This is a genomic window from Micromonospora sp. RV43 (assembly GCF_001029515.1).
GTDB lineage: Bacteria > Actinomycetota > Actinomycetes > Mycobacteriales > Micromonosporaceae > Micromonospora > Micromonospora aurantiaca.
In genome coordinates, this window is record NZ_LEKG01000064.1 from 1 (window position 1) to 20,883 (window position 20,883).

The 20,883-nt window shown below is 75.2% G+C and carries 19 protein-coding genes; 12 read left to right on the forward strand and 7 right to left on the reverse strand.

Translation table 11 applies throughout. The annotated features are described in order from the left end of the window. The 3 genes from ABD52_RS17150 to ABD52_RS17160 all read right to left on the reverse strand — a co-directional run. A partial coding sequence (locus tag ABD52_RS17150) for a hypothetical protein (RefSeq protein ID WP_047892470.1) occupies nt 1-1,774 on the reverse strand: 1,774 nt, incomplete at its 3' end. 41 nt (nt 1,775-1,815) lie between these two features. Then, on the reverse strand, nt 1,816-2,256 hold the full coding sequence (locus ABD52_RS17155; protein ID WP_047892471.1) for a DUF4395 domain-containing protein: 441 nt from the start codon (nt 2,254-2,256) through the stop codon (nt 1,816-1,818). Nucleotides 2,257-2,378: 122 nt separating this feature from the next. Further along, nucleotides 2,379-2,861 carry a thioredoxin family protein gene (locus ABD52_RS17160; RefSeq protein WP_047892472.1) on the reverse strand — a complete coding sequence of 161 codons (483 nt, stop codon included), beginning with the start codon at nt 2,859-2,861 and terminating at the stop codon, nt 2,379-2,381. Nucleotides 2,862-3,048: 187 nt separating this feature from the next. Between ABD52_RS17160 and ABD52_RS17165 the strand changes: the two genes are divergently transcribed. The 6 genes from ABD52_RS17165 to ABD52_RS17190 all read left to right on the forward strand — a co-directional run bounded on the left by ABD52_RS17165 (nt 3,049) and on the right by ABD52_RS17190 (nt 11,904). Then, complete coding sequence (locus ABD52_RS17165) at nt 3,049-4,182, forward strand: N-acetylmuramoyl-L-alanine amidase (RefSeq protein WP_047892473.1); 1,134 nt, start codon at nt 3,049-3,051, stop codon at nt 4,180-4,182. A gap of 259 nt (nt 4,183-4,441) precedes the next feature. Next, nucleotides 4,442-7,627 (forward strand): penicillin acylase family protein, encoded by a 3,186-nt coding sequence (locus ABD52_RS17170; protein ID WP_047892474.1) that lies wholly within the window; start codon nt 4,442-4,444, stop codon nt 7,625-7,627. A 96-nt stretch (nt 7,628-7,723) separates the two neighbouring features. Next, on the forward strand, nt 7,724-8,911 hold the full coding sequence (gene dinB, locus ABD52_RS17175) for a DNA polymerase IV (RefSeq protein WP_047892475.1): 1,188 nt from the start codon (nt 7,724-7,726) through the stop codon (nt 8,909-8,911). A gap of 105 nt (nt 8,912-9,016) precedes the next feature. Next, nucleotides 9,017-9,949 carry a hypothetical protein gene (locus ABD52_RS17180; protein WP_047892476.1) on the forward strand — a complete coding sequence of 311 codons (933 nt, stop codon included), beginning with the start codon at nt 9,017-9,019 and terminating at the stop codon, nt 9,947-9,949. 114 nt (nt 9,950-10,063) lie between these two features. Continuing rightward, nucleotides 10,064-11,281, forward strand: a complete 1,218-nt coding sequence (locus tag ABD52_RS17185; protein ID WP_013286462.1) for a sensor histidine kinase — start codon at nt 10,064-10,066, stop codon at nt 11,279-11,281. Beyond that, complete coding sequence (locus tag ABD52_RS17190) at nt 11,278-11,904, forward strand: response regulator transcription factor (RefSeq protein WP_047892477.1); 627 nt, start codon at nt 11,278-11,280, stop codon at nt 11,902-11,904. The genes ABD52_RS17185 and ABD52_RS17190 overlap by 4 nt, the downstream gene beginning before the upstream one ends. A gap of 5 nt (nt 11,905-11,909) precedes the next feature. Here the strand turns inward: ABD52_RS17190 and ABD52_RS17195 are convergent, their stop codons facing one another. From ABD52_RS17195 to ABD52_RS17205, 3 genes are all read right to left on the reverse strand, one after another. Continuing rightward, entirely contained in the window at nt 11,910-12,623 is a 714-nt protein-coding gene (locus ABD52_RS17195; RefSeq protein ID WP_030273205.1) for an RraA family protein, read from the reverse strand. 9 nt (nt 12,624-12,632) lie between these two features. Beyond that, the gene (locus ABD52_RS17200; protein WP_013286465.1) at nt 12,633-13,931 is read right to left on the reverse strand and encodes an aromatic acid exporter family protein; all 1,299 of its coding nucleotides are present in this window, start codon (nt 13,929-13,931) and stop codon (nt 12,633-12,635) included. A 64-nt stretch (nt 13,932-13,995) separates the two neighbouring features. Further along, nucleotides 13,996-14,748 carry a dienelactone hydrolase family protein gene (locus ABD52_RS17205; RefSeq protein ID WP_047892478.1) on the reverse strand — a complete coding sequence of 251 codons (753 nt, stop codon included), beginning with the start codon at nt 14,746-14,748 and terminating at the stop codon, nt 13,996-13,998. Between the two features lie 112 nt (nt 14,749-14,860). Here ABD52_RS17205 and ABD52_RS17210 point away from each other — a divergent pair, with 112 nt between their 5' ends. Together ABD52_RS17210 and ABD52_RS17215 are read left to right on the forward strand one after the other, a co-directional pair. After that, nucleotides 14,861-15,259, forward strand: a complete 399-nt coding sequence (locus ABD52_RS17210) for a DUF2267 domain-containing protein (protein WP_013286467.1) — start codon at nt 14,861-14,863, stop codon at nt 15,257-15,259. 10 nt (nt 15,260-15,269) lie between these two features. Continuing rightward, complete coding sequence (locus ABD52_RS17215; RefSeq protein ID WP_047892479.1) at nt 15,270-15,530, forward strand: hypothetical protein; 261 nt, start codon at nt 15,270-15,272, stop codon at nt 15,528-15,530. A 3-nt stretch (nt 15,531-15,533) separates the two neighbouring features. On the opposite strand, the gene ABD52_RS17220 is transcribed toward ABD52_RS17215, so the two are convergent. Beyond that, nucleotides 15,534-16,463 (reverse strand): diacylglycerol kinase family protein, encoded by a 930-nt coding sequence (locus tag ABD52_RS17220; protein ID WP_047892480.1) that lies wholly within the window; start codon nt 16,461-16,463, stop codon nt 15,534-15,536. Between the two features lie 107 nt (nt 16,464-16,570). On the opposite strand from ABD52_RS17220, the gene ABD52_RS17225 reads away from it, so the two are divergent. Genes ABD52_RS17225 through ABD52_RS17240 form a run of 4 tightly spaced genes read left to right on the forward strand, consistent with a single transcriptional unit; the run spans nt 16,571 to nt 20,874 of the window. Continuing rightward, nucleotides 16,571-18,277, forward strand: coding sequence for a sugar ABC transporter permease (locus tag ABD52_RS17225; RefSeq protein ID WP_047892481.1), 1,707 nt, complete (start codon nt 16,571-16,573; stop codon nt 18,275-18,277). 46 nt (nt 18,278-18,323) lie between these two features. Next, nucleotides 18,324-18,890 (forward strand): hypothetical protein, encoded by a 567-nt coding sequence (locus ABD52_RS17230; RefSeq protein WP_047892482.1) that lies wholly within the window; start codon nt 18,324-18,326, stop codon nt 18,888-18,890. Between the two features lie 11 nt (nt 18,891-18,901). Then, entirely contained in the window at nt 18,902-19,444 is a 543-nt protein-coding gene (locus ABD52_RS17235; RefSeq protein ID WP_047892483.1) for a hypothetical protein, read from the forward strand. Continuing rightward, on the forward strand, nt 19,441-20,874 hold the full coding sequence (locus ABD52_RS17240; RefSeq protein ID WP_235437487.1) for a hypothetical protein: 1,434 nt from the start codon (nt 19,441-19,443) through the stop codon (nt 20,872-20,874). The genes ABD52_RS17235 and ABD52_RS17240 overlap by 4 nt, the downstream gene beginning before the upstream one ends. The last annotated feature ends 9 nt before the right edge of the window (nt 20,875-20,883 follow it).

Consider the following 20,883-nt stretch of genomic DNA (forward strand, 5'->3'; position numbering starts at 1 on the left):
GTGCGGGGATGCCTGCGGGTGGAGGGGTGCGGAGCAGCCAGAGGGGGTTGCTCGCGCCGACGATCTCGCCGTCGCGGTCGCGGACCTGGGTGCGGACGTACGTGCCGGCGCCGACGCGCACCGGCAGGTCGTACCAGCCCTGCCGCAGCTGCCGCCACGGGACCTGCCCGACCCGGACCGCCGGTGTCGGGTCCGCGACACCGGCCCGGTCGACGTCGCCGGTGACCGTCTCCAGCGTGGCCCCGGCCGGCAGGTCGGTGGCGCGCAGCCGCACCGTGACGGTGTCCTCGGCGAGCACGGCGAGCACGCCCATCGCGCTGCGGCCGCCCAGTTCCAGGTCCAGCGCGCCCCGGTAGCCGGTCAGGTCGGCGAACCACGCCTGCCCGGCGCGCAGCGCCGCGACCAGGTCGTCCCGGCCGGTCGAGGCAGCCCACACGGAGGTGACGTTGCGGTCCCGGCCGGCCCGCCAGTCGGTGCCGTCGTGGTCGTCGGTGACCCCGACGGCGGTGAGCGGGATCGCGTTGCGGGCCGCCACGTCGTACGCCCAGAGGTGGTCCTCGACCGGCCGGCGTCCGATCTCGATCAGGTCGACGCCGAGCGCGTCGCGGCTGACCAGCAGGCGGGCCAGTGATTCGCGGCGTTCGGTGTCCAGCGGGTGGTTCCAGCACACCACCCCGCCGTGCGCGTGCAGGAACTCCACCATCCGCTCGGTGGCGTCGACGTCGTTGTCCCGGTACGGCGGGGACGGGAAGCGCGGCAGCGTGCCGTCGCCGCCGAACCAGTTGAGGTGCCGCACCATCGACACCTCGTACGCCCGGTGGTGGGTGACGCCGGGGTACGCGCCGTCGTAGCCGCGCAGCACCTCGGCGCGCAGTTCCTCGCCCGCCTGGCCGGCGCGGCGGGCGCGGTCGAAGACGAGCCGGTCCACCAGGTACGCGCCGCGCCCACCGCCGGCCGCTGTCACGCCGAGGCGCAGCCCGCGCAGCGAGTTGTCCCCGGCGACCAGGTCGGGCCAGAGCCGCCGCACGTCGGCGAGCAGGTCGAACGTGTGCCGCCGCCAGGCGCCGGGCGGGGCGGGCGTCTCGACGGTGCCGTGCCGGCCGTCCACTGTGTGCCGGACCGTGTCCACGCCGCCGAGGCGGTAGCGCAGCACGAGCTGCCCGGCGGGCCGGCCGGGTCCGGCCGGGTGGTGCGACAGCGCGAGCTCCACGGTGAGCGTGGCGTCCCGGCCCGCCGCTTCGGGGCGTACGTCGAGGTGCAGTGTGGTGTCGGAGATGTTGGCGGTGTGCGTCCAGTTCCACGCCTTGCCCGCGTACCAGAGGGTGCCGGAACCGGCGGCGGTGAGGCGCAGCGCGCGGCCCGGGCCGTCGGGGGCGTCCGGCGCGTCCACGAAGTCGGCGGCCGAGGCGGTCAGCCGTCCCTCGGTGGCGGGCTGCCAGGTCCAGGCGAGGCCGCCCTCGCGTTCCTCCGGGCCGTCGAAGTGGACGACCCGGCGGTGGTCGTGGGCGGCCACCCGGAAGTCGTGGTCGGTCCACCACAGCACGTCGACGCCGTTGCGGCGGGCCTGGTCGAGGTGGGCGGCGTAGCTGGCCACGCCCTCGCTGAACGAGGCGTGCAGGTGCATCGCCATGCTGACCGGCCGCCGGCCGCGCGGCGGGGGCGGCGGCCCGTCGTTCGTGGCGGCCAGCCCGATCGGCACGCCGATCCCGGCGACCGCCAGCCCGCCCGCGGCGACGAGCACGCTGCGCCGGTCCAGCCGCCCTCGACCCGCCATGCCACTCCCCCGTCCGCCGGGGCCAGCGTACGGGCGGAACCTCAGCGCGGGGGCACCGCCACCCGGGCGGCGAGCGGGCGTCCGGCCAGCCGCCGGATCGTCAGGTACGCCTCGCAGCCGAGGCAGAGCCCGAACGCGGCGTTGAGGAAGGCGGCGGCCAGCGCCGCGCCGGCGGCGGCCAGGCCGAGCGCGGGCAGCCCGGCGAACCAGCCGGCCGCACCGACGACGCTGAAGACCAGGCCGACGACCTGGGCGAAGCGCACCGGCGCGACCGGCTCCAGCTCCGCCGGCGGGTCCAGCCGGGGCGCCACCAGGGCGCGGAACAGCAGGCCGTACGGGCCGACGCGCGGGTTCAGGGCGGTGAGCGCGAACACGACGGCCTGGGCGAGCAGGAGCAGCCCGGAGCCGGTGACGAGGACGATCGCGAGGACGACTGTGGTGAGGACGGCGGCGAAGCGCGGTCCCCGGGGGTCGAGCAGCATGGGGTGGGTCCGTTCGTGCGGGGGGTAACGGGCGGTCGGTCAGGCGGGACTCGCCGCCGCACAGAGGCTCGTGGCGAGCCGGCCGTGGCCCACCACCCGGCGGCGGGTCAGCCGTACGCCGGTCATCGCGCTGCCCCGGCCGTGAGCGCGGCGATCAGGTCGTCGCGGTCGGGCACGCCGGCGGCCCGGCGCACCACGCGGCCTGCGGCGTCCACCACCAGCACCGTCGGGGTACGCCACACGTCCAGTTCCCGGGCCGCGTCGAGGTGTTCGTCCACGCCCACCTCCAGCACCGCGATCCCGTCGAGGCGGGCGGCGACGTCGGCGAGCACCCGGCGGGCGGCCCGGCAGGGCGCGCAGACCGGGGCGGAGAACTGCACCAGCGTGACCTCGCCGGGGCGTACCCCGAGGGCGGTGAGGGTGGCCCGGTGCGGCGCGTCGGCGGCCGATGGGCCCTTCCGGACGGCGCGCAGCCGCCCGTCGTGGCGGCGGCGCCACCAGCCGAACGCGGTGGCGGCCGCGAGCACCGCGACGAGCACGACGATCCCGGTCGGGCTGGGCGACTGCACGGGCCCAGGCCGCCACGGCGGGTCGCGGAAGGCCATGGTCCGTCCCGGTCAGCGGACGTGAGATCGCCTACTCCGGCGGTAGGAGCAACCGGCTCACCGGCCGGTGAACGTCGCTTTTGTCCTCTGGCGCACCGCGCGAGCTTGGCAATATTCTCCACCACGCGCGCAGTCGTTGCAGTTCCTTTACATCGCCCGGCGCCGGCCGGGCCATCGAGGAGGCGAGATGCACTTCGACCACCCCGAGCTGGACCGCCGTACGCTGCTGCGGGCCGGTCTCGGCGCCGCCGCGGTCGCGGTCGTCGGCAGTGAGCTCGCCCTGCCGGGCACCGCGCAGGCCGCGCCGGGCGCGGACCTCGACTGGATCATCAGCTGCGACGAGTGGGCCGCCCGTCCGCCGGCCGACCCGCTGTCGGTGAGCGCGATCCCGACCAACAAGATCATCGTGCACCACATGGCGTTCCCGAACGTCACGGACTACTCCGAGGAGCACGCCAAGCAGCTCGCCCGCGACTGCCAGGACCTGCACATGGACGGCAACGGCTGGTCCGACACCGGGCAGCACTTCACTGTGAGCCGCGGCGGTCACGTCCTGGAGGGACGCCACGGCAGCCTGGACCGGCTGCGCGCCGGCGACCGGCAGATGATCGCCGCGCACTGCCCGGGCGAGAACGGGCGGGCCATCGGCATCGAGAACGAGGGCACCTACGTCACCGAGACGCCGCCGGAGGAGCTGCTCGACTCCCTCGCCCGGCTGTGCACAGCGATCTGCCGGCAGTACGGGCTGCACGCCCACGACATCTTCGGTCACTGGGACTTCCGCGCCACGCTCTGCCCGGGCGCGATGTTCTACCGGGGGTTCCCGGCGCTGCGCCGCGCGGTGTTCAAGAAGCTCGGCACGAAGCTGGGCGACGTGCCGGCCCGCCGCTGGCCGGACATCTGGCGCTTCGTCGGCGGCCCGGTGGTCCGGGTCGCGCAGTACCTGCTCACGTTCCGCGGCTACACCGTGCCGGTGACGGGCGTGTTCGACGCGGCCACGGTCGCGGCCGTGCAGGACTGGCAGGCGCGCAACGGCATCCCGGTCGACGTCGACGCCACGCTCACGGCGCCGACGTGGGAGACCCTGGCCCCGGAGCTGGACCAGAAGTCGTCGGGCGTCCCGGTGGTGGCCGCGCAGTTCATGCTCGCCTCCAAGGGCTACGCCGAGGTCACCCCGACCGGCGAGTACGACCACGCCACCCGCACTGCGGTGAAGGACCTCCAGCGCCTGCACGGACTACCGCCCAACGGCAAGATCAGCACCACTACCTGGTGCGCGCTCGTGGGGGGTGTGGTGCGCCAGTCGTTCCACAAGCACTGACGGCGCACCGGCGGGGAGAGCGGTGGGGGTGGCAACGGCGCCACCCCCACCGCGTCGTTGCGGGATGGAACGCGACGAAACGTCGGCATTGACGACTGGTGAACGACGGCTATCCCGGACGGCGGTGGTGCGCCGATCATTGCCCGCAGATAGATATGAGTCATTCTCACCTCCGGGCAGAACGCCCGGGCGCGGAGGCCGAGACGCCGTCAGCCGGGCGTACCGAACGGCCCTACTCCGCGTCCCCCGGAGGATCGCCATGCCATTACCCGCCATCCGTGCCCGCCTCGCGGCGCTCACCGCCGCCGCCCTCACCGCGAGCGTCCTGACGGTCATCGCGCCGGCACCGGCGCTCGCCGCCACCACGTTCACCCCCGACGACTACTGCCTCGGCCAGTGCGCCGACATCCTGCCCCCCGGGCAGAACGGCAACGCCACACTCGCCGGCATCCTGGCCCACCAGGCGCTCGGCACCCGTCCCGCGCACTCCAGCGACCAGCTCGACGAGTACGCCAACCTGGTCTACAACTACGCCGGGCTGACCGACGAGCAGATCGCCCACTTCTACAACGACGCCTCGTTCGGCGTCCCCGACGCCCAGGTCGAGAGCAGGATCTCGCCACGCTCGGACGTCACCATCGTGCGGGACAAGGCCACCGGCGTCCCGCACGTCACCGGCACCACCCGCGCCGGCACCATGTTCGGCGCCGGGTACGCCGGCGCCCAGGACCGGCTCTGGGTGATGGACCTGCTGCGGCACGTCGGCCGCGGCAACGTCAGCTCGTTCGCCGGCGGCGCGCCGGGCAACCGGGAGCTGGAGCAGAGCGTCTGGGCCAACTCGCCCTACACCGAGGCGGACCTCCAGGCCCAGGTCGACGCGCTGCGCCTCAAGGGCACCCGGGGCCAGCAGCTCTACACCGACGTCGTCGACTACATCGCCGGCATCAACGCCTACATCGACAAGTCGATCGCCGACGACAACTACCCCGGCGAGTACGTGCTCACCGGCGCCGGGAAGCCGAAGCACTTCACCATGACCGACCTGATCGCCACCGCCGGTGTCATCGGCGGGCTGTTCGGCGGGGGCGGCGGCAGCGAGATGCAGTCCGCGCTGGTCCGGGTGGCCGCCCGGGCCAAGTACGGCCCGACCGAGGGCGACCGGGTCTGGACGGCGTTCCGCTCGCAGAACGACCCGGAGACCGTGCTGACGCTGCACGACGGGCAGAGCTTCCCGTACGGCGCGACGCCGCCCGGCGCGACCAGCGCGGTGCTGCCGGACGCCGGGACGGTGGTCGCCGAGCCGCTCGCGTACGACGCCACCGGCGGAGCCGCCGCCCGCACCGGCAGCAGCGCCGCCACCAAGGACCTGGTCGGTGGCCTGTCCAACCTGCGGGCGCACGGCATGTCCAACGCGGTAGTGGTCTCCGGCCGGCACACCACCACCGGCAACCCGGTGGCCGTGTTCGGCCCGCAGACCGGCTACTTCGCGCCGCAACTGCTCATGCTCCAGGAACTCCAGGGGCCGGGCATCAGCGCACGTGGCGCGGCGTTCGCCGGGCTGAACCTCTACGTGCTGCTCGGCCGCGGCCAGGACTACGCGTGGAGCGCCACCTCCGCCTCCCAGGACCTGACCGACACGTACGCCGTGCCGCTGTGCACCACCGACGGCAGCGCGCCGACACTGCGCTCCAACCGCTACCTCTACCGCGGCCAGTGCCTCGCCATGGAGGTGCTGGAGAAGCGCAACTCCTGGTCGCCGACGCTCGCCGACTCCACCCCGGCCGGCGCGTACACGCTGCGCTCGCTGCGCACCAAGTACGGGCTGGTGGCCTACCGGGGGCTGGTGAACGGGCAGCCCACCGCGTTCACCAAGCTGCGCTCCACCTACCGGCACGAGGCCGACTCGGCGATCGGCTTCCAGGCGTACAACGACCCGGCGGCGATGGGCAGCGCGGCGGCGTTCCAGGCGTCCGCGGCCAGCGTCGGGTACGCGTTCAACTGGTTCTACGTCAACTCGACCGAGGCGGCGTACTACAACTCCGGCTCCAACCCGGTCCGCCCGTCCGGGCTCGACCCGAACCTGCCCGCGAAGGCGGAGCCGGCGTACGAGTGGGCCGGCTGGAACCCGGACACCAACGACGCCACGTACGCCCCGGCGTCGGCCCACCCGCAGTCGGTCAACCAGGACTACTACGTCAGCTGGAACAACAAGCAGGCGCGTGACTTCGGCGCGGCCGACGGCAACTTCAGCTACGGCGCGGTGCACCGGGGTCAGCTGCTCGACGGGCCGGTGAAGGCGGCCATCGCCCAGCGCAAGGTCGGCCGTGCCGACATCGTGCGGATCACCGCCGAGGCGGCGGTGACCGACCTGCGCGGCCAGCAGGTCCTCGGCGAACTGCTGCGGGTGCTCGACAGCACGCCGGTCACCGACCCGGCGCTGGCCGCCGCGGTGACCAAGCTGCGGGCCTGGCAGCAGGCCGGGTCGCGGCGGGTGGAGACGTCACCCGGCTCGAAGGTCTACCAGCACGCCGAGGCCATCCGGATCTTCGACGCCTGGTGGCCGCTGCTCGCCTCGGCGCAGTTCCGTCCCGGGCTCGGCCCCGACCTGTACGGCGCGCTCGTCGGCGCCCTCCAGGTCAACGAGGCCCCCTCGGGCGGCCAGAACGGCGCCCGCGACGGCACCGTGAACTGGGCGGCGCAGGGCCAGGCCCACAAGGGCTCGGCGTTCCAGTACGGCTGGTGGGGCTACGTCGACAAGGACCTGCGGGCCGTGCTCGGCGACCCGGTGGCCGGCGGGCTCGGACGCACGTACTGCGGCAACGGCAACCTGGGCGCGTGCCGGCAGTCGCTGCTCGACACGCTCGGTCAGGCCGCGGCCGCGCCGGCGACCACCGTCTACCCGGGCGACTCGTCCTGCGGGGCGGGCGACCAGTGGTGCGCGGACTCGATCGCCCAGTCCGGGCTCGGCGGCATCACCCACCCGCTGATCGCCTGGCAGAACCGGCCCACGTACCAGCAGGTCGTCTCGTTCCCGGCGCGCCGGGGCGACGCGGTGACCAACCTGGCGCAGGGCCGTACCGCCACCGCGTCCAGCACGCAGTTCCTGACCAGCAACACCCCGGCGAAGGCGGTGGACGGCAGTCTCGGCACCCGGTGGGCCAGCAGCTACAACGACAACCAGTGGCTGCGGGTGGATCTCGGATCGGCCCGGACGATCAGCCGGGCGGTGCTGCGGTGGGAGGCCGCGTACGCCACCGGCTACCGGATCGAGGTCTCCGGTGACGGCAACTCCTGGCAGCCGGTGTTCAGCACCACCGCCGGCAACGGCGGCGTCGACAACGTGACGTTCGCCCCGGTCAGCGCACGCTACGTGCGGATGTACGGCGTCACGCGGGCCACCTCGTACGGCTTCTCGCTCTACGAGTTCGAGGTCTACGGACGGTGACCGCACGCGACCGGCCGGCGGGGACTCCCGCCGGCCGGTCGTCGTGTCCAGGCAGGTCAACGCCGTCGATTCGAACACGTGTGCGAAGATGGCGGGGTGTCGAGCGAGGCCACCATCCTGCACGCCGACCTGGACGCGTTCTACGCCTCGGTCGAGCAGCGCGACGACCCCCGGCTGCGCGGCCGGCCGGTGATCGTCGGCGGCGGCGTGGTGCTCGCGTGCAGCTACGAGGCCAAGGCCCGGGGCGTGCGCAGCGCGATGGGCGGCCGGCAGGCGCGGCGGCTCTGCCCGGACGCGATCGTGGTGCCGCCCCGGATGGCCGCGTACACGGCCGCCAGCCGGGCGGTGTTCGAGATCTTCCGGCACACCACCCCGCTCGTCGAAGGGCTCAGCATCGACGAGGCGTTCCTCGACGTGGGTGGGCTGCGGCGGCTTGCCGGAGCGCCGGCCGCCGTCGCGGCCACGCTGCGGGAGCGGGTACGCCGCGAGGTCGGCCTGCCGATCACCGTCGGCGTGGCCCGGACGAAGTTCCTGGCGAAGGTGGCCAGCGGCGTGGCGAAGCCGGACGGGCTGCTGGTGGTCGAGCCGGACCGGGAACTGGCGTTCCTGCACCCGCTGCCTGTCGAACGGCTGTGGGGCGTCGGCCCGGTCACCGCCGCGCGGCTGCGCGACCGCGGCATCCGTACCGTCGGGCAGGTGGCCCGGCTGGACGAGCCGGCGCTGGTGTCGCTGCTCGGCGCGGGCGCCGGGCGGCACCTGCACGCCCTGGCGCACAACCGCGACCCCCGGGCGGTGCAGGTGGGCCGCCGCCGCTCCTCGATGGGCGCGCAGCACGCGCTGGGACGCGGCCCGCACTCCCCCGCCGACCTGGACGCGGTGCTGGCCGGGCTGGTCGACCGGGTCACCGGGCGGATGCGCGCGGCCCGGCGCACCGGCCGCACGGTGACGTTGCGGCTGCGCTTCGCCGACTACACGCGGGCCACCCGGTCGCACACGCTCGACGAGCCGACCGCGCAGACCGGGCCGTTGCGGGCCGCCGCCCGTGACCTGCTGCGCGCCGCGCTGCCGCAGATCGCGGAACAGGGCGTCACGCTTCTCGGCGTGTCGGTGGGCAACCTGGGCAGCGGGCACACCCAGCTCACCCTGCCGTTCACCGCCGAACCCGGTCCGGCGCTGGACGCCGCCGTCGACGCGGTGCGGGACCGCTTCGGCTCGCGGGCGCTGACCCGCGGCGTGCTGCTCGGCCGCGACCCGGGCGTCGAGATGCCCCGGCTGCCGGACTGACCGCCCGGCCTCCTCCCGGAGTAGGAGACGGGCTCCGACCCGTGGCCGCGGGTGCGGCCTCCGGGCGGGCGCGACCGGCCCGGCCCGTCACGAGCATCTACAGGCATGACTACCCTGCGGAACCGGGCGGCCGGATGGCACCGCCCCCTGATGCTCCTCGTGTCCGCGATGGCGGTGCTCACCGTCGTCGCCGCGGTCGGCGTCGTGGCCGACCCGCGCGTGCTCACCGGCGCGCCCATCTGGCTCAAGCCGCTGAAGTTCGCGATCTCGTTCGTGCTCTACGGCGTCACGCTCGCCTGGATGCTGTCCCTGTTGCCCCGCCGCAGCCGGGCGGCCGAGCGGGCCGCCACCGTGATCGTGGCCATGTCCGTGCTGGAGATGGTCGTCATCGTGGGTCAGGTGCTCCGGGGCACCACCAGTCACTTCAACGGGACCACGACGCTGAACGCGGTGCTGTTCGACGTCATGGGCGTGGCGATCACCGTGTTGTTCGCGGCCCAGTTCGTGCTGGCGGTCGTGCTGGCCCGCCGGTCCCTTCCGGACCGGGCCGGTGGGTACGCGGTCCGGCTCGGTCTCGCCGTGTCCCTGCTCGGCATGCTCGTCGCGTTCCCGATGGTGGTGCAGCGCCCGGCCGGCGCGGCCGCCGGGATCAGCGGCGCGCACAGCGTCGGTGTGCCCGACGGCGGCCCGGGGCTGCCGCTGCTCGGATGGAGCACCACCGGCGGTGACCTGCGCGTCGGGCACTTCGTCGGGATGCACGCGTTGCAGGCGCTGCCGCTGCTGGCGATCCTGCTCGACCGGTTCCTCGGCGCGCGGCTGGACGAGCTGACCCGGGCCCGGCTGGTGCTCGTCGGCGGTGCCGCGTACGCCGGGCTCACCCTGCTGGTGACCGGGCAGGCGTTGCGCGGGCAGCCGCTGGTGGCCCCGGACGCGCTCACGCTCGCCGCGGCGGGGGTGCTGGTGGCGGCCACGGCGACGGCCACCACGCTGGTGCTGGCCCGCCGCAGCCGGCGTACCGGTGTGGTGCTGGTCGGATGAGCACCACGGTCTCCGGCCCGCTCGGCCCGGCGGTCCACCTCGGACCGCCGGGCGGGTGGCGGCGGCCGGTGAACGCGGTGGCCTCCGGCCGCACCGGTTGCCTAGGCTGACGCCGTGGCCTGGGTCGGTCGGCTGTTCGACGCGCGCGACACGCTCGCGCGGATTCTGCTGCTGGACCTCAGCGGCATCGGCTATCTGGTCTTCGGCGCGCACGGCGGCCCGGCCGCCACCGGTACGCAGTGGGCGCTGGCGGTCCCGGCGTTCGTGCTGGCGCTGCTGTGCCACCGCCGTCCGCTGCTGAACCTGCTGATCCAGGCGGTCCTGCTGGTCGCCGCGCTCGTCCTGGTCGACGACGTGATGATCAACCAGGTCGGTGCGAGCTGGGCGCTGCTGGAGCTGACGATGCGGGCCACCCGGCCCCGCACCGTCTGGCTGGGCGCCGGGCTGCTCGCCGTCGTCGACCTGACCAGCCTGATCGGCGAACCGGTCCGCGCGGCGCTCACCGGCCTGTTCGGGCTGGCCGTCACCGTCGGCCTGCCGTTGCTGCTCGGACTGGTCGTGCGGACCACCCGGGAACTCGGGCGGCAGGCCGAGGAGCGGGCCGAGGCGGAACGGCGACGGCGCGAGTCGGAGAGCCGGGCGGCCCGTGCCGACGAGCGCGGCGCCATCGCCCGGGAACTGCACGACGTGCTCGCGCACCACGTCGCGTCGATGGTGCTGCGGGTCGGCGTGGCCCGGCACGTGCTGCCGGACCTGGACCCCCGGGTCGGCGAGGTGTTCGACGACGTGCACGCCACCGGCACGGCCGCCCTGACCGACCTGCGGCGGCTGGTGGCGGTGCTGCGCGACCCGGACGGCCTCCGCGGCGACGCCGCCCTGACCGCGATCGAGCCGACGGCGCTGCCGGCCGCGCTCGGCGCGGCGGTCGACCGGGCCCGGCAGGCAGGCGTCGTGGTGGAGGCCGACATCGACCCCGCGGTCGGCACGCTCGACGCGGTACGCGGCCAGGCGGTGCTGCGACTGACCCAGGAGGCGTTGACGAACGTGGCAAAACACGCCGGCGCGGCGGCCCGCGCACACCTGACCGTGTCGGTCGAGGACGGCGCGGTGCACTGGACGGTGACCGACGACGGGCGGGGCGCCGCGCCGGCCGGGGTGCCCACCGGCGGCGGCCACGGCATCGTCGGGATGCGGGAGCGGGTCGAGGTGCTCGGCGGGCGGCTGGAGGCCGGGCCCACCGGGTCCGGCTGGCGGGTCCGGACCGTGCTGCCCCCGGCCGAGTCCGCCCACCGGGCGCCCCGGCCCCGGGCGGGCACGCCGGAGCCGGCGTGATCCGGGTGCTGCTGGTCGACGACCAGCACCTCATCCGGGCCGGCCTGCGGATGCTCTGCGACGCCCAGCCCGACCTCGAGGTCGTCGGCGAGGCCGACAACGGCCGGGACGCGGTCGCCCTCGCCGCGCGGCTGCGACCCGACGTGGTGGTGATGGACCTGCGGATGCCCGGCGTCGACGGGATCACCGCGACCAGCCGGATCCTCGCCGGCCGGCCCGCCACCCGGATCATGGTGCTCACCACGTTCGGCGACGACGACCACCTCTACCCCGCGCTCACCGCAGGTGCCTGCGGGTTCCTGCTCAAGGACGCGCCCCCGGCCGACCTGCTCGACGGCGTCCGCCGCGCCGCCGCCGGGGACAGCCCGTTCAGCCCGGACGTCCTGCGCCGGCTGGTCGAACGCGCGGTGCACGCCCGCGCCGGCGCGCCCCGGCGTACGGCCGACCTGACCGCGCGCGAGCAGGACGTGCTGGACCTGGTCGCCGACGGGCTGTCGAACACCGAGATCGCCGACCGGCTGCACATCGGGGTGACCACAGTGAAGACGCACATCACCAGCCTGATGACCAAGACCGGCAGCGCCAACCGGGTACGCCTGGCGCTGTGGGCGCGCGGCGGCTGACCCGGTCACTCCTCGATCGCGCCGCCCACCGCCCGCAGGTGCGCCCGGAACGTCAGCGCCGGGTCCGCCTCCCGGGCCGCCAGGTACGCGCCGAACCCGACCTGCGCGCGCAGCGACTCCCCGGCCCGGATCCGGTCGGCCTGCCGCCGTTCGGTGTCCCGGATGGACTCGGCCAGGTCGAACAGTTCCCCGGCCCGATCGGCGGGTACGAACAGCACACCGTCGTCGTCGGCCAGCGCCAGATCCTGCGGGCCGACGGTGAACGGCCCGACCATGGCGTGCGCCAGCGCCCCGTCCGGACGCGGGTCCAGCTCCAGGGGCCCGCTCGGGGTGGCGCCGAGGCTGAACACCGGCAGCCCGACCGCGACCAGGTCCGCGGTGTCCCGGTGCGCGCCCCACACCACCAGCCCGGCCAGGCCGGCCGCCCGCGCCTCCAGCACCACCAGGTCGCCGACGCAGGCCCGGTCGGTGCGCCCGCCGTCGTCGACGACGAGCACGTCCCCCTCGGCGGCCTGCTCGATCGCCTCCAGGAAGACGTCCACGCTGCCGGCGTGCCGGGCCGGGCGGACCCGGCCGGCCAGGCGCCGCCCGGGCAGCACCGGGACGACGGCGGCCGGGGCGCAGCGGACGGGGACACCGGCGCGCAGGCAGGCGTCGGCGACGTGCGCGGTGGTGAGCGCGGCGAAGCGGGCGGCCGGTGCGTCCTGACGGATGTCCATGCGCCGACGCTAACCAGCCGGACCGGCTCGGGCAGGTGCCAGTTCACGCCCGGTGGCCTTCGGCTGGTGCCGTCCGGCGGGCCGGCGCGGGACCGGCCGGCTCATCCGGGCCCGGACCGGCGGGCGCGCCTCCGCCTCCCCCGCCCCGGCGGCCCGGCGCACTGTGCCGTTGGCGTCCTCGGGCCGGCAGCCGGTGGCCCGCAGCAGCTCGCTCTGCCCGGTCCGCAGGTCGCTGATCATCGCCTCGCCGTAGGTGCGCACGCCCTGCGACCAGGCGCGCCCGGCCAGCTCGGCGCCCTGCCGGACCAGCTCCCGGGTGCGTTCCAGATCCTCTCCGGACTTGCAGGCCCGCTTCAGCTCCCGCACCGCCTCGCCGAGGCGGGCCACCGCGTCGGGCAGCGCGGGCGGGATCGGCTCGTCGTACTGCAACGCGGTGGCGGAGCGGCGGGCGATCGAGCGGGCGTACAGGAGCAGCCGTTCGAGGTGCTGGGTCGCGTCGGCGTACCTGTGGAACTGGGCGCGGCGGTGCCAGCGGGCCGGCGCGATGGTGACCACCTCCTCGGCCCCGCTGAGCGCGTCGTTGAGCCGCCCGATGTCCGGTTCGAGCCCGCGCAGGTCCTCCAGGGCGCGCTGGGCCGCGTCGGCGTCCCGCCGGGTCAGCGCGTGGGCGACGGCGTCGAGCTGCTCGGTGAGCCGGGCGACCACCGGTTCCACCGCCCGGTCCAGCACGCGGATCGGGTTGACCGGCAGCAGCAGCGCCACCACGAACAGACCGACCAGGCCGCCGACCAGCGCGTCGAAGATGCGGGGCAGTTCCAGGCCGGGCTGCACCGGCGCGAGCGTGGCGATCAGCACCGCCGTGCCGCCGGCCTGGCCGACGAGCGCGCCGCCGCGCCCGGCCACCAGCAGGGCGGTGGCGATGGCGAGCGTGACCACCAGGCCGGTCTGCCAGGAACCGCTGCCGAGCAGCGCGCGCAGCAGGTCACCGACCACGATGCCGAGGCCGACGCCGACGAGCAGCTCGAACGTGCGACGGGCGCGCTGGCCGATGGCGGTGGCGATGGTGCCGACCGCGGCGGCGGGAGCGAAGACGTGCGCGCCGGAGCCGAGCAGCTCCTGGGCGAGCAGCGCGGCGAGCGCCGCGGCCAGCCCGGCCTGCGCGGAGATCACCACGGTGATCTCCAGCTGGCGCAGCCGGTTCCGGCCGGCCGCGCCGCCCTGGGCGCGGGCCCGGGAGAGCGCGAGACCGCCCCGCTCGACCGCCCGGTCCAGGGGCGAGCGGACGGTGTCGGCGCGGCGGTCGGTCATGACGTCGGTTACCCGGCTCCGGGCCGGTGAATCGTGTGCCGCGCTCCCGCGCGCCGTGGGCGGGTCAGCGGCGGTACGTGCGGTCGAGCAGGTCGAACAGCGCCGTCCAGTGCCGCTGCGTGGCCCGCTCGTCGTACATCGGGGTGTCCGACTGGGTGTAGCCGTGGCGGGCGCCGGCGTACACCTCGGAGCGGTAGGTCACCCCGGACGCGTCCAGCGTCTTCTCCAGCGTGGCGATCTGCTCGGCGGTCATCGACGGGTCGGCGTCGGCGTGCCCGAAGTAGAGTTCGCCGGTCACCGCGCCGACGGCCAGGTGCGGGCTGTCCGGGGCGTCGGTGACCACCCGGCCGGCGTGGAACGCGGCCACCGCGGCGATCCGGTCCGGGAGTGCCTCGATCGCACGCAGCGCGTTCGTGCCGCCCATGCAGTAGCCGGTGATCGCCGCCGGACCCGGCGCGACGTCCGGACGGGCGGCGAGGAAGTCCAGGTAGGCGGCCGTGTCGCGGGCCACCGCGTCCGGCGTCAACGCGGCCATCATCGGCCCGATGCTCTCGAACAGGGCGCCCCGGCGGCTGTCGTCGGCGAGCGCGCCGAGATCGATCAGCGGGGCGCGCCCGGCGCGGTGGAACAGGTTGGGGGCGAGCACCACGTACCCGCGCTCGGCGATCGTGGCGGCCATCTCCGCGACCCGGGGCCGCAGCCCGAACGCGTCCATGAACAGCAGCACGGCCGGGAAGGGCCCGCCGGTCCCCGGCGTGGCCAGGTAGGCGTCGGCGGTTCCGTCGGGGGTGGGCACGTCCACGGTCGTCGGCTGCACTGCCGGGCCTCCTCGCTGCGGGTTCCGGGCTGCACGCTACCCCCCGGCCCGGCGGCCGTTTGCGGAGGTCCAGCGTGGGAATCCGGCGATCCCGGCGGAGGAAGGCGGCGAGATGGACCAGGACCAGTTCATCGGCGCGGTGGCCCAGCGGTGCGGCGCGTCCGCGGAGCAGGCCACCGCGATCACCCGGGCGACGTTGACCACGCTGGCCGAGCGCATCGACGGCGGGGAGGCCCGCGACCTCGCCGACCGGCTGCCGGAGGCGCTGCGGGCGTACGCGTTCGGCCCGGCCGAGGACGCCGAGCCGTTCGGGCTCGACGTGTTCGTGGAGCGGGTGAGCGGACGCGCCGACGTGGACGTGGACGCCGCCCGGGACGGGGTCACGGCGGTCTTCGACGTACTGCGCGACGCCGTCGACCCGGCCGTCTACGCCCAGGTCGTCGGACAGCTCCCGGCCGAGTACGGCGACGTGGCCGACCAGAGCGCCCCGTACGTACGGCGCTCGGCGTGACGGGGACGCGATGAGCGAGGACGCGCTGCGCCGCCCGCCCGAGGCCGACGCGCAGGAGCAGCGGCAGGACGAGACGCTCGTCGGGCCGCCCGACACGGTCGACGCGGCGGTGCCCGAGGCGGGCGAGGCGGACCTGGCCGAGCAGGGTGTGCTGCGCCCGCCGAGCGACCGGGCCGGCCTGGGCGAGTCGGTGCGCGACGACCTCACCGCCGCCGACGCGGTGGAGCAGAACACGGAGATCCCGCTGCCCGACGAGGAGCGCTGGGCCTGACGGTCAGTGATCCGGGCTGTCCGCCCGGGCCATCAGCCGCAACGCGTTCGGGTCCAGGCCGATGCGGACCGGCGTCTGCCCGTACGGCTCGCCGTCGACCTCGATGCGGGCCGGCCGGTCGGTGTCCAGCCACAGCTGGCGTACCGCCAGGAACGGCTCGTCGCCGAGCGTGCGGCGGTGGCCGGCCGCCGCGTTGCGCGCCGTCTCGCGCAGCAGCCCGCGCCGGGTCGGCCCACCCACCGGGTACGCGACCAGCAGCCGGTCGTCGGCGGTGGCGTCGGCGGTGATGGGCCGGCCGGCGTGGAAGCCGCCGTTGGCCACGTACACCTGGTGGGTGGTGAACGTGTGCTCGCGGCCCTCGGCGCGGACCGTCACGGCCAGCGGCCGGTGCCGGGCGAGCAGCCCCAGCCCGGTCAGCGGGTACGCGAGCCGCCCGACGACCCGCTTCAGCCCCGGCGGCGCGGCCTGCATGATGTCGGCGGACAGCCCGATCCCGACGTGGTTGGTGAACCGGGTGTCACCGATCAGGCCCAGGTCGACGTCGATCACCTTGCCGTCGGTGAGCACCGCGACGGCGGCGTCCAGGTCGAGCGGGACGCCGACGGTGCGGGCGAAGTTGTTAGTGGTGCCCAGCGGCAGCAGGCCCATCGCGACGTCCCGGTGGGCGAGCAGCCGGGCGGCGGCGCCGACGGTGCCGTCGCCGCCGCCGGTGACCAGCAGGTCCGGCCCGAGGTCGGCGGCCTCGGCGAGCACCCGGTCCAGCTCGCCGGGCCGGTCCACCGGGTACGCGCCGAGCAGCGCGAAACCGGCCGCCCGCAGGCGTGCGTGGACGGTGTCGTAGAGCCGCCAGCCGCGGCGGGAGTGGGCGTTGACCACGAGCGCCGCCCGCCGTCGTTCCCGGATCGCCGTCGACAGCTCCTGCTTGGTCCGCACGGTTGCGACCCTATCCGCCGCGGCGGCGACGGATCGGCGCACGGGTGGACGACATCGGTTATCGTCGCGACGGCCATGATCGTCGATCTTCGAGGGTGGATGTCCAGATGAGTCAGCCGGCCGCGCCGCAGGCGACAGCACCAGTGCCCCCGCCCACGCCGCCGTACCGGCCGTCGCGAGTCCTGATCGGGCTGGCGCTGACCGTTCCGGCGGTGATCGCCTGGGTCTGGTCGTACGTCCTGCCCACGCTGTCCACTGCGGCCCGCAGCTTCCAGGCGGACGGGCCGCGCCGCTCGGGCGAGTCGGTCGGCACGGCGAACTACGAGGCCGCCTTCACCGACGGGGTGGTCGGGCAGATCGGGTTCGCGGTGCTGCTCGGCCTGGTCCCGCTGGCGGTGGCGCTGCTCGCCGCGCCGCTGCTCGCGGTCCTCGCCGACCGGGCCGGCCGGGTGGCCCGCCTGGTCACCCGGGGCGTGCTGGCGCTGCCGCTCGCCGCGTACGCGCCGGTCGCGGTGTTCCTCGGCCGGCGCGCCGAGCACATCGAGAACGGCACCTTCACCCAGGAACTGCAGTCTCCCCGGACGCTCCTCGTCTCGGCGCTGGCACAGGTGACGTTCGGGCTGGTCGTCGCGGTGGCCGCGACGCTGTACCTGAGCGCCCTGCGTCGCCGCGAGCCCGACCAGCGGCCCGCGCCCGCCATGCTGGCCGTCGGTGGGCTGCTCGGCCTGAGCGTTCTCGCCGCCGCCCTGCAGACCTACACCGCACCGTACATCCTGACCGGCGGCGGGCCGCGCGGCGACGACACGGCGACGCCGGTGTTCACCGCCGCGCAGACCTCGTTCCGGACGATGCGCCTGGGCGCCGGATCGGCCACGTCGACGCTGCTGCTGGTGCTGCTCGGGCTGCTCGGACTGGCCGCGGTGGCGCTCATCCTGGCCACCCGGCTGCGCATCGAGTTCGACGGCTGGCGGGACGACCCGGCCGTGCGGGAGGCGGAGTCCTACTCCGGCCGCCGGCCGCTGCTCGTCGGGCTGACCGCCGTCGCGCTCGTCGTCGTCCTCGGCGTGACCGTCTGGGCGTCGCTGCCGTGGCTGCGGAACCTCTCCGCCGACACCGGGCCCCTGCCCCGGGGGGTCGAGACCTCGAACCTGTTCGCCAACACCTGGGTGCCGCCGCTGCTGTCCACACTCATCGCGGTGGCGCTCGCCGCGCTGGCCGGGTTCGGGATCGGCGCGCTGCGCCCGCTCGGGCGCTACAGCGAACTGCTGCTGGTGCCGTTCGCGCCGTGGTTGTTCGTCGGCGTCGGCCCGCTGGCCATCGCCGGTTTCGAGCGCACCAGGGAACTCGACCAGCTCGGCTTGTTCCTCGGCCTGGTGCCGCCGACCTGGCTGTCGGTGCCCGCGCTGTTCGCGTTCACGCTGCTGTTCCGAGGCCAGCACGAGCGGTGGCGCTCCGGCGGCGGCGTCGGCCGTACCCTGCTGCTGCCGGCGCTGCCGATGCTGGCCGTGACCACGTTGGCGACCTGGCTGGCGCACGTCCAGTCGCCACTGTGGGGGATGCTGGTGGGCCGCGGCCCGGACAGCCTGACCGCTCCCGCGCTGGTGACGATGATCGCCGGCCGCGCCTTCGGCGCCGGCGGCGAGCTTCCGCTCGGCCTGATCCTGCCGCTGCCCATTCTGCTCCTGTTTGTGCTGCTGTTCGTCGCGCTCATGGTCGGCTACGTGGATCGGCTCGCCATCCGGGTGGGACGGCGCAGCGGCGCGGACGCGCCGCCGGCCAGGGCCGGCGAGCCCGTCGGCAAGGTCACCGCATAGGGAAACGCCCGATTACGGCCGGTGACGGCGCGCCTAGCGTCGGGCCATGGCAACTGACGCGCTCACACCGGCCCGGACCGCCCGTGCCCGCCGCGACGGCGGGCTCCCGCGGGGGCTGATCCTGCCCCTGCTGCTGCTCGCCCTGCTCGCGCCGGCCGGGTGCGACTCCGGCGACGGGATCGTCGACGGCGGGCCGGCCGGCTCCGCGGCGGGCGGGGACGGCGGCGACGTGGACGCGGGCGCGGTGGACGACGTACGGCCCCCGTGCCCGTTCACCGCCGCCCAGGTCTCCGAACTGGTCGACCGCAAGCTGCGCGACGAGGGGAACTGCTCGTTCGGCGACGGCATCGCCCAGCTGGCGGTCACCACCGCCTCCGCCACCGCCGGCAAGGCCACCTACGACTACCAGTACGACCAGGCCGGCCAGCAGTACGAGAAGGTCGTCGACCTGGACCGGGGCGAGCGGGGCTACCTCGCGGTCAAGGACATCCGCGGCGAGGCGGTGCTGATCGAGGGCAAGGGCACGTACACGGTGACCATCAGCAGCTTCGGCGGCGGCACCGCGGGCAACGAACAGATCCTGCGCCGTACGCTCGACGCGATCCCGGCCTGAGCGGGGCCGGCATGCGAAGCCGCCGACTGGTCGCGCTCGCGCTGACCGCGACCCTGCTCACCGCGCCCGCCGGCTGCGGCGACGACGAACCGCCGGCCGCCGGCGGCGCTCCGCCCGGTGTGCGCGCGCCGGTCGCCGAGCCGACCGGGGAGGCGCCGGCCGAGCCGAGCGCCGAACCGGTGGACGACGCCGCCCCACAGGCGTGCACGCTGGTGTCGAAGGCCGACGCGGAACGCCTCGCCGCCACGGCGCTGGACGAACCGGTGGTGGCCGGGCAGTCGTGCACCTACACCGGGCCGGTGACCGGGCCGACCGCCCAGGTCGAGGTGTTCGTGGGCGAGGGCGCCAAGAAGTACCTCGACATCGAACGGCAGCTCGGGCACGAGATCCGTGAGCTGGCCGGGACCGCCGACGAGGCGCTGCTCACCGCGGAGGCGTTCTTCCTCCGCAAGGGCGAGCTGTGGGTCGCGGTGCGGCTGGTGCGGCTCAACGACCCGCAGGAGAACCGGGCGCCGCTGGAACGGCTCGCCCGTACCGTCGCCGGCCGGATGTGAGGCGGCCGGTGCGCGGCCGGCGGCTGCTCGCGGCCGGCCTGGCGGCGCTGCTCCTGGTGACCGGCTGCGGCGGGCCCCCGCCCGGCCCGGCGGACGGGGGCGACGGCGGGCAGCCCCGGTACGGGCAGGCCCCGGCGCCGGGGAAGGACGTCACGCTGCAACCGGACGTGGTGCTGGTCGGCGGCGGCAGCCGGACCGTGCGGTCGGTGAGCCCGGACGGGCTGACCTGGCGGCTCGACCCCGGAGCGCGCGACGCGGACCGGCTCGCGCCCGGCCGGGTCATGTTCCTCACCGGACGCGGCGTGGGCCGGGTGCTCGACCTGGCCGAGGAAGGCGGTGACCTGGTCGTCACGATCGGACCGGTCACGCTCACCGAGGTGATCCGCGACGGCACGTTCGGCGGCGACGACGTCGCCCTCGACCGCCCGACCGTCTACGTGGCGGGTGAACCCTCGTGGACCCGGGAGGTCGCGGCGGCCGGCGGCACGCTGGGCCGGTCGCGTCCGCTCGCCGTCGCGCCCGCGCAGCCGCCACCCGCGCCGGGCGGGCAGGCGGGCGCCACCGCCCACGGCTACCGGGTGCAGACGTTCTGCTGCGCCGGTGGCGTCGGCACGCACTTCACGTACGACGACGGCGGGCTCCGGCTGGCCGGCACCGTGACGCTGACCGTGGGCCGCCCGGCCGCGTCGTTCCACCTGGCCATCGGCGCGGGCAAGGTGACCCGGGCCGAACTGGAGATCGGCGGCGGCTTCGGCATCAAGGTGGACTTCACGGCCGGCATCGACGGCGGGCAGAACCACCGCCGGACGTTCCCGGTCCCGGTCGACATCGCGTTCCCGATCGGGCTGGTCGCCGGCCTGCCCCTGTCGTTCACGGTGAGCCAGACGCTTGAGGTGGCCACCGCGTTCGGCGCCCGCCGGGGCACGTTCCGCGGCGCCGGCGAGTACGCGCTGGCCGGCAAGCTCGGGTTCGGTTACGCGAACGGCCAGGTGGGTTCGCGCGTCACGGAGGGCTTCGCGCGCCGGGTGAGCCTGCTCGACTCGCTCACCGGCGTGCCGGTCGGCGTGATGGGGCTGGTCGTCCGGCACGGCGTGCGGTTCACCATGGGCATCAGCGCGTTCCTGTTCACCGCCGGCATCTGGTTCGAGCTGATCGCCTCGTACGGCGCCACCATCGGTTCCGCGCTCGGCGCGCCGTACGCGCTGTGCCGGGGCGTCGGGCTCGGGGTGCGGGCGCGGTTCGGGATCGGCTACCGGATCCTGGAACCCGTCGTCCAGGTGATCAACAAGTTCCTCAGCCTGCTCAGCCCGTCCCGGGCGCCCCGGATCCCGCCGATCGTGGCGTCGGGCGGGCCGAGCTGGAGCGCCGACGTCTACCGCAACCAGGAGGTGATCCCGCCCGTCTCGATATGCGGACAGCTTCCGGGCTAGGCCGCGCCG

Coding starts and splice junctions, on each gene's coding strand:
- ABD52_RS17155 (WP_047892471.1), bottom strand. CDS start 2,256: ATGCTGCTCGACCCCCGGGGACCGCGCTTCGCCGCCGTCCTCACCACA.
- ABD52_RS17215 (WP_047892479.1), top strand. CDS start 15,270: ATGAGCGAGGACGCGCTGCGCCGCCCGCCCGAGGCCGACGCGCAGGAG.
- ABD52_RS17210 (WP_013286467.1), top strand. CDS start 14,861: ATGGACCAGGACCAGTTCATCGGCGCGGTGGCCCAGCGGTGCGGCGCG.
- ABD52_RS17225 (WP_047892481.1), top strand. CDS start 16,571: ATGAGTCAGCCGGCCGCGCCGCAGGCGACAGCACCAGTGCCCCCGCCC.
- ABD52_RS17165 (WP_047892473.1), top strand. CDS start 3,049: ATGCACTTCGACCACCCCGAGCTGGACCGCCGTACGCTGCTGCGGGCC.
- ABD52_RS17180 (WP_047892476.1), top strand. CDS start 9,017: ATGACTACCCTGCGGAACCGGGCGGCCGGATGGCACCGCCCCCTGATG.
- ABD52_RS17230 (WP_047892482.1), top strand. CDS start 18,324: ATGGCAACTGACGCGCTCACACCGGCCCGGACCGCCCGTGCCCGCCGC.
- ABD52_RS17235 (WP_047892483.1), top strand. CDS start 18,902: ATGCGAAGCCGCCGACTGGTCGCGCTCGCGCTGACCGCGACCCTGCTC.
- ABD52_RS17195 (WP_030273205.1), bottom strand. CDS start 12,623: ATGGACATCCGTCAGGACGCACCGGCCGCCCGCTTCGCCGCGCTCACC.
- ABD52_RS17170 (WP_047892474.1), top strand. CDS start 4,442: ATGCCATTACCCGCCATCCGTGCCCGCCTCGCGGCGCTCACCGCCGCC.
- ABD52_RS17160 (WP_047892472.1), bottom strand. CDS start 2,861: ATGGCCTTCCGCGACCCGCCGTGGCGGCCTGGGCCCGTGCAGTCGCCC.
- ABD52_RS17200 (WP_013286465.1), bottom strand. CDS start 13,931: ATGACCGACCGCCGCGCCGACACCGTCCGCTCGCCCCTGGACCGGGCG.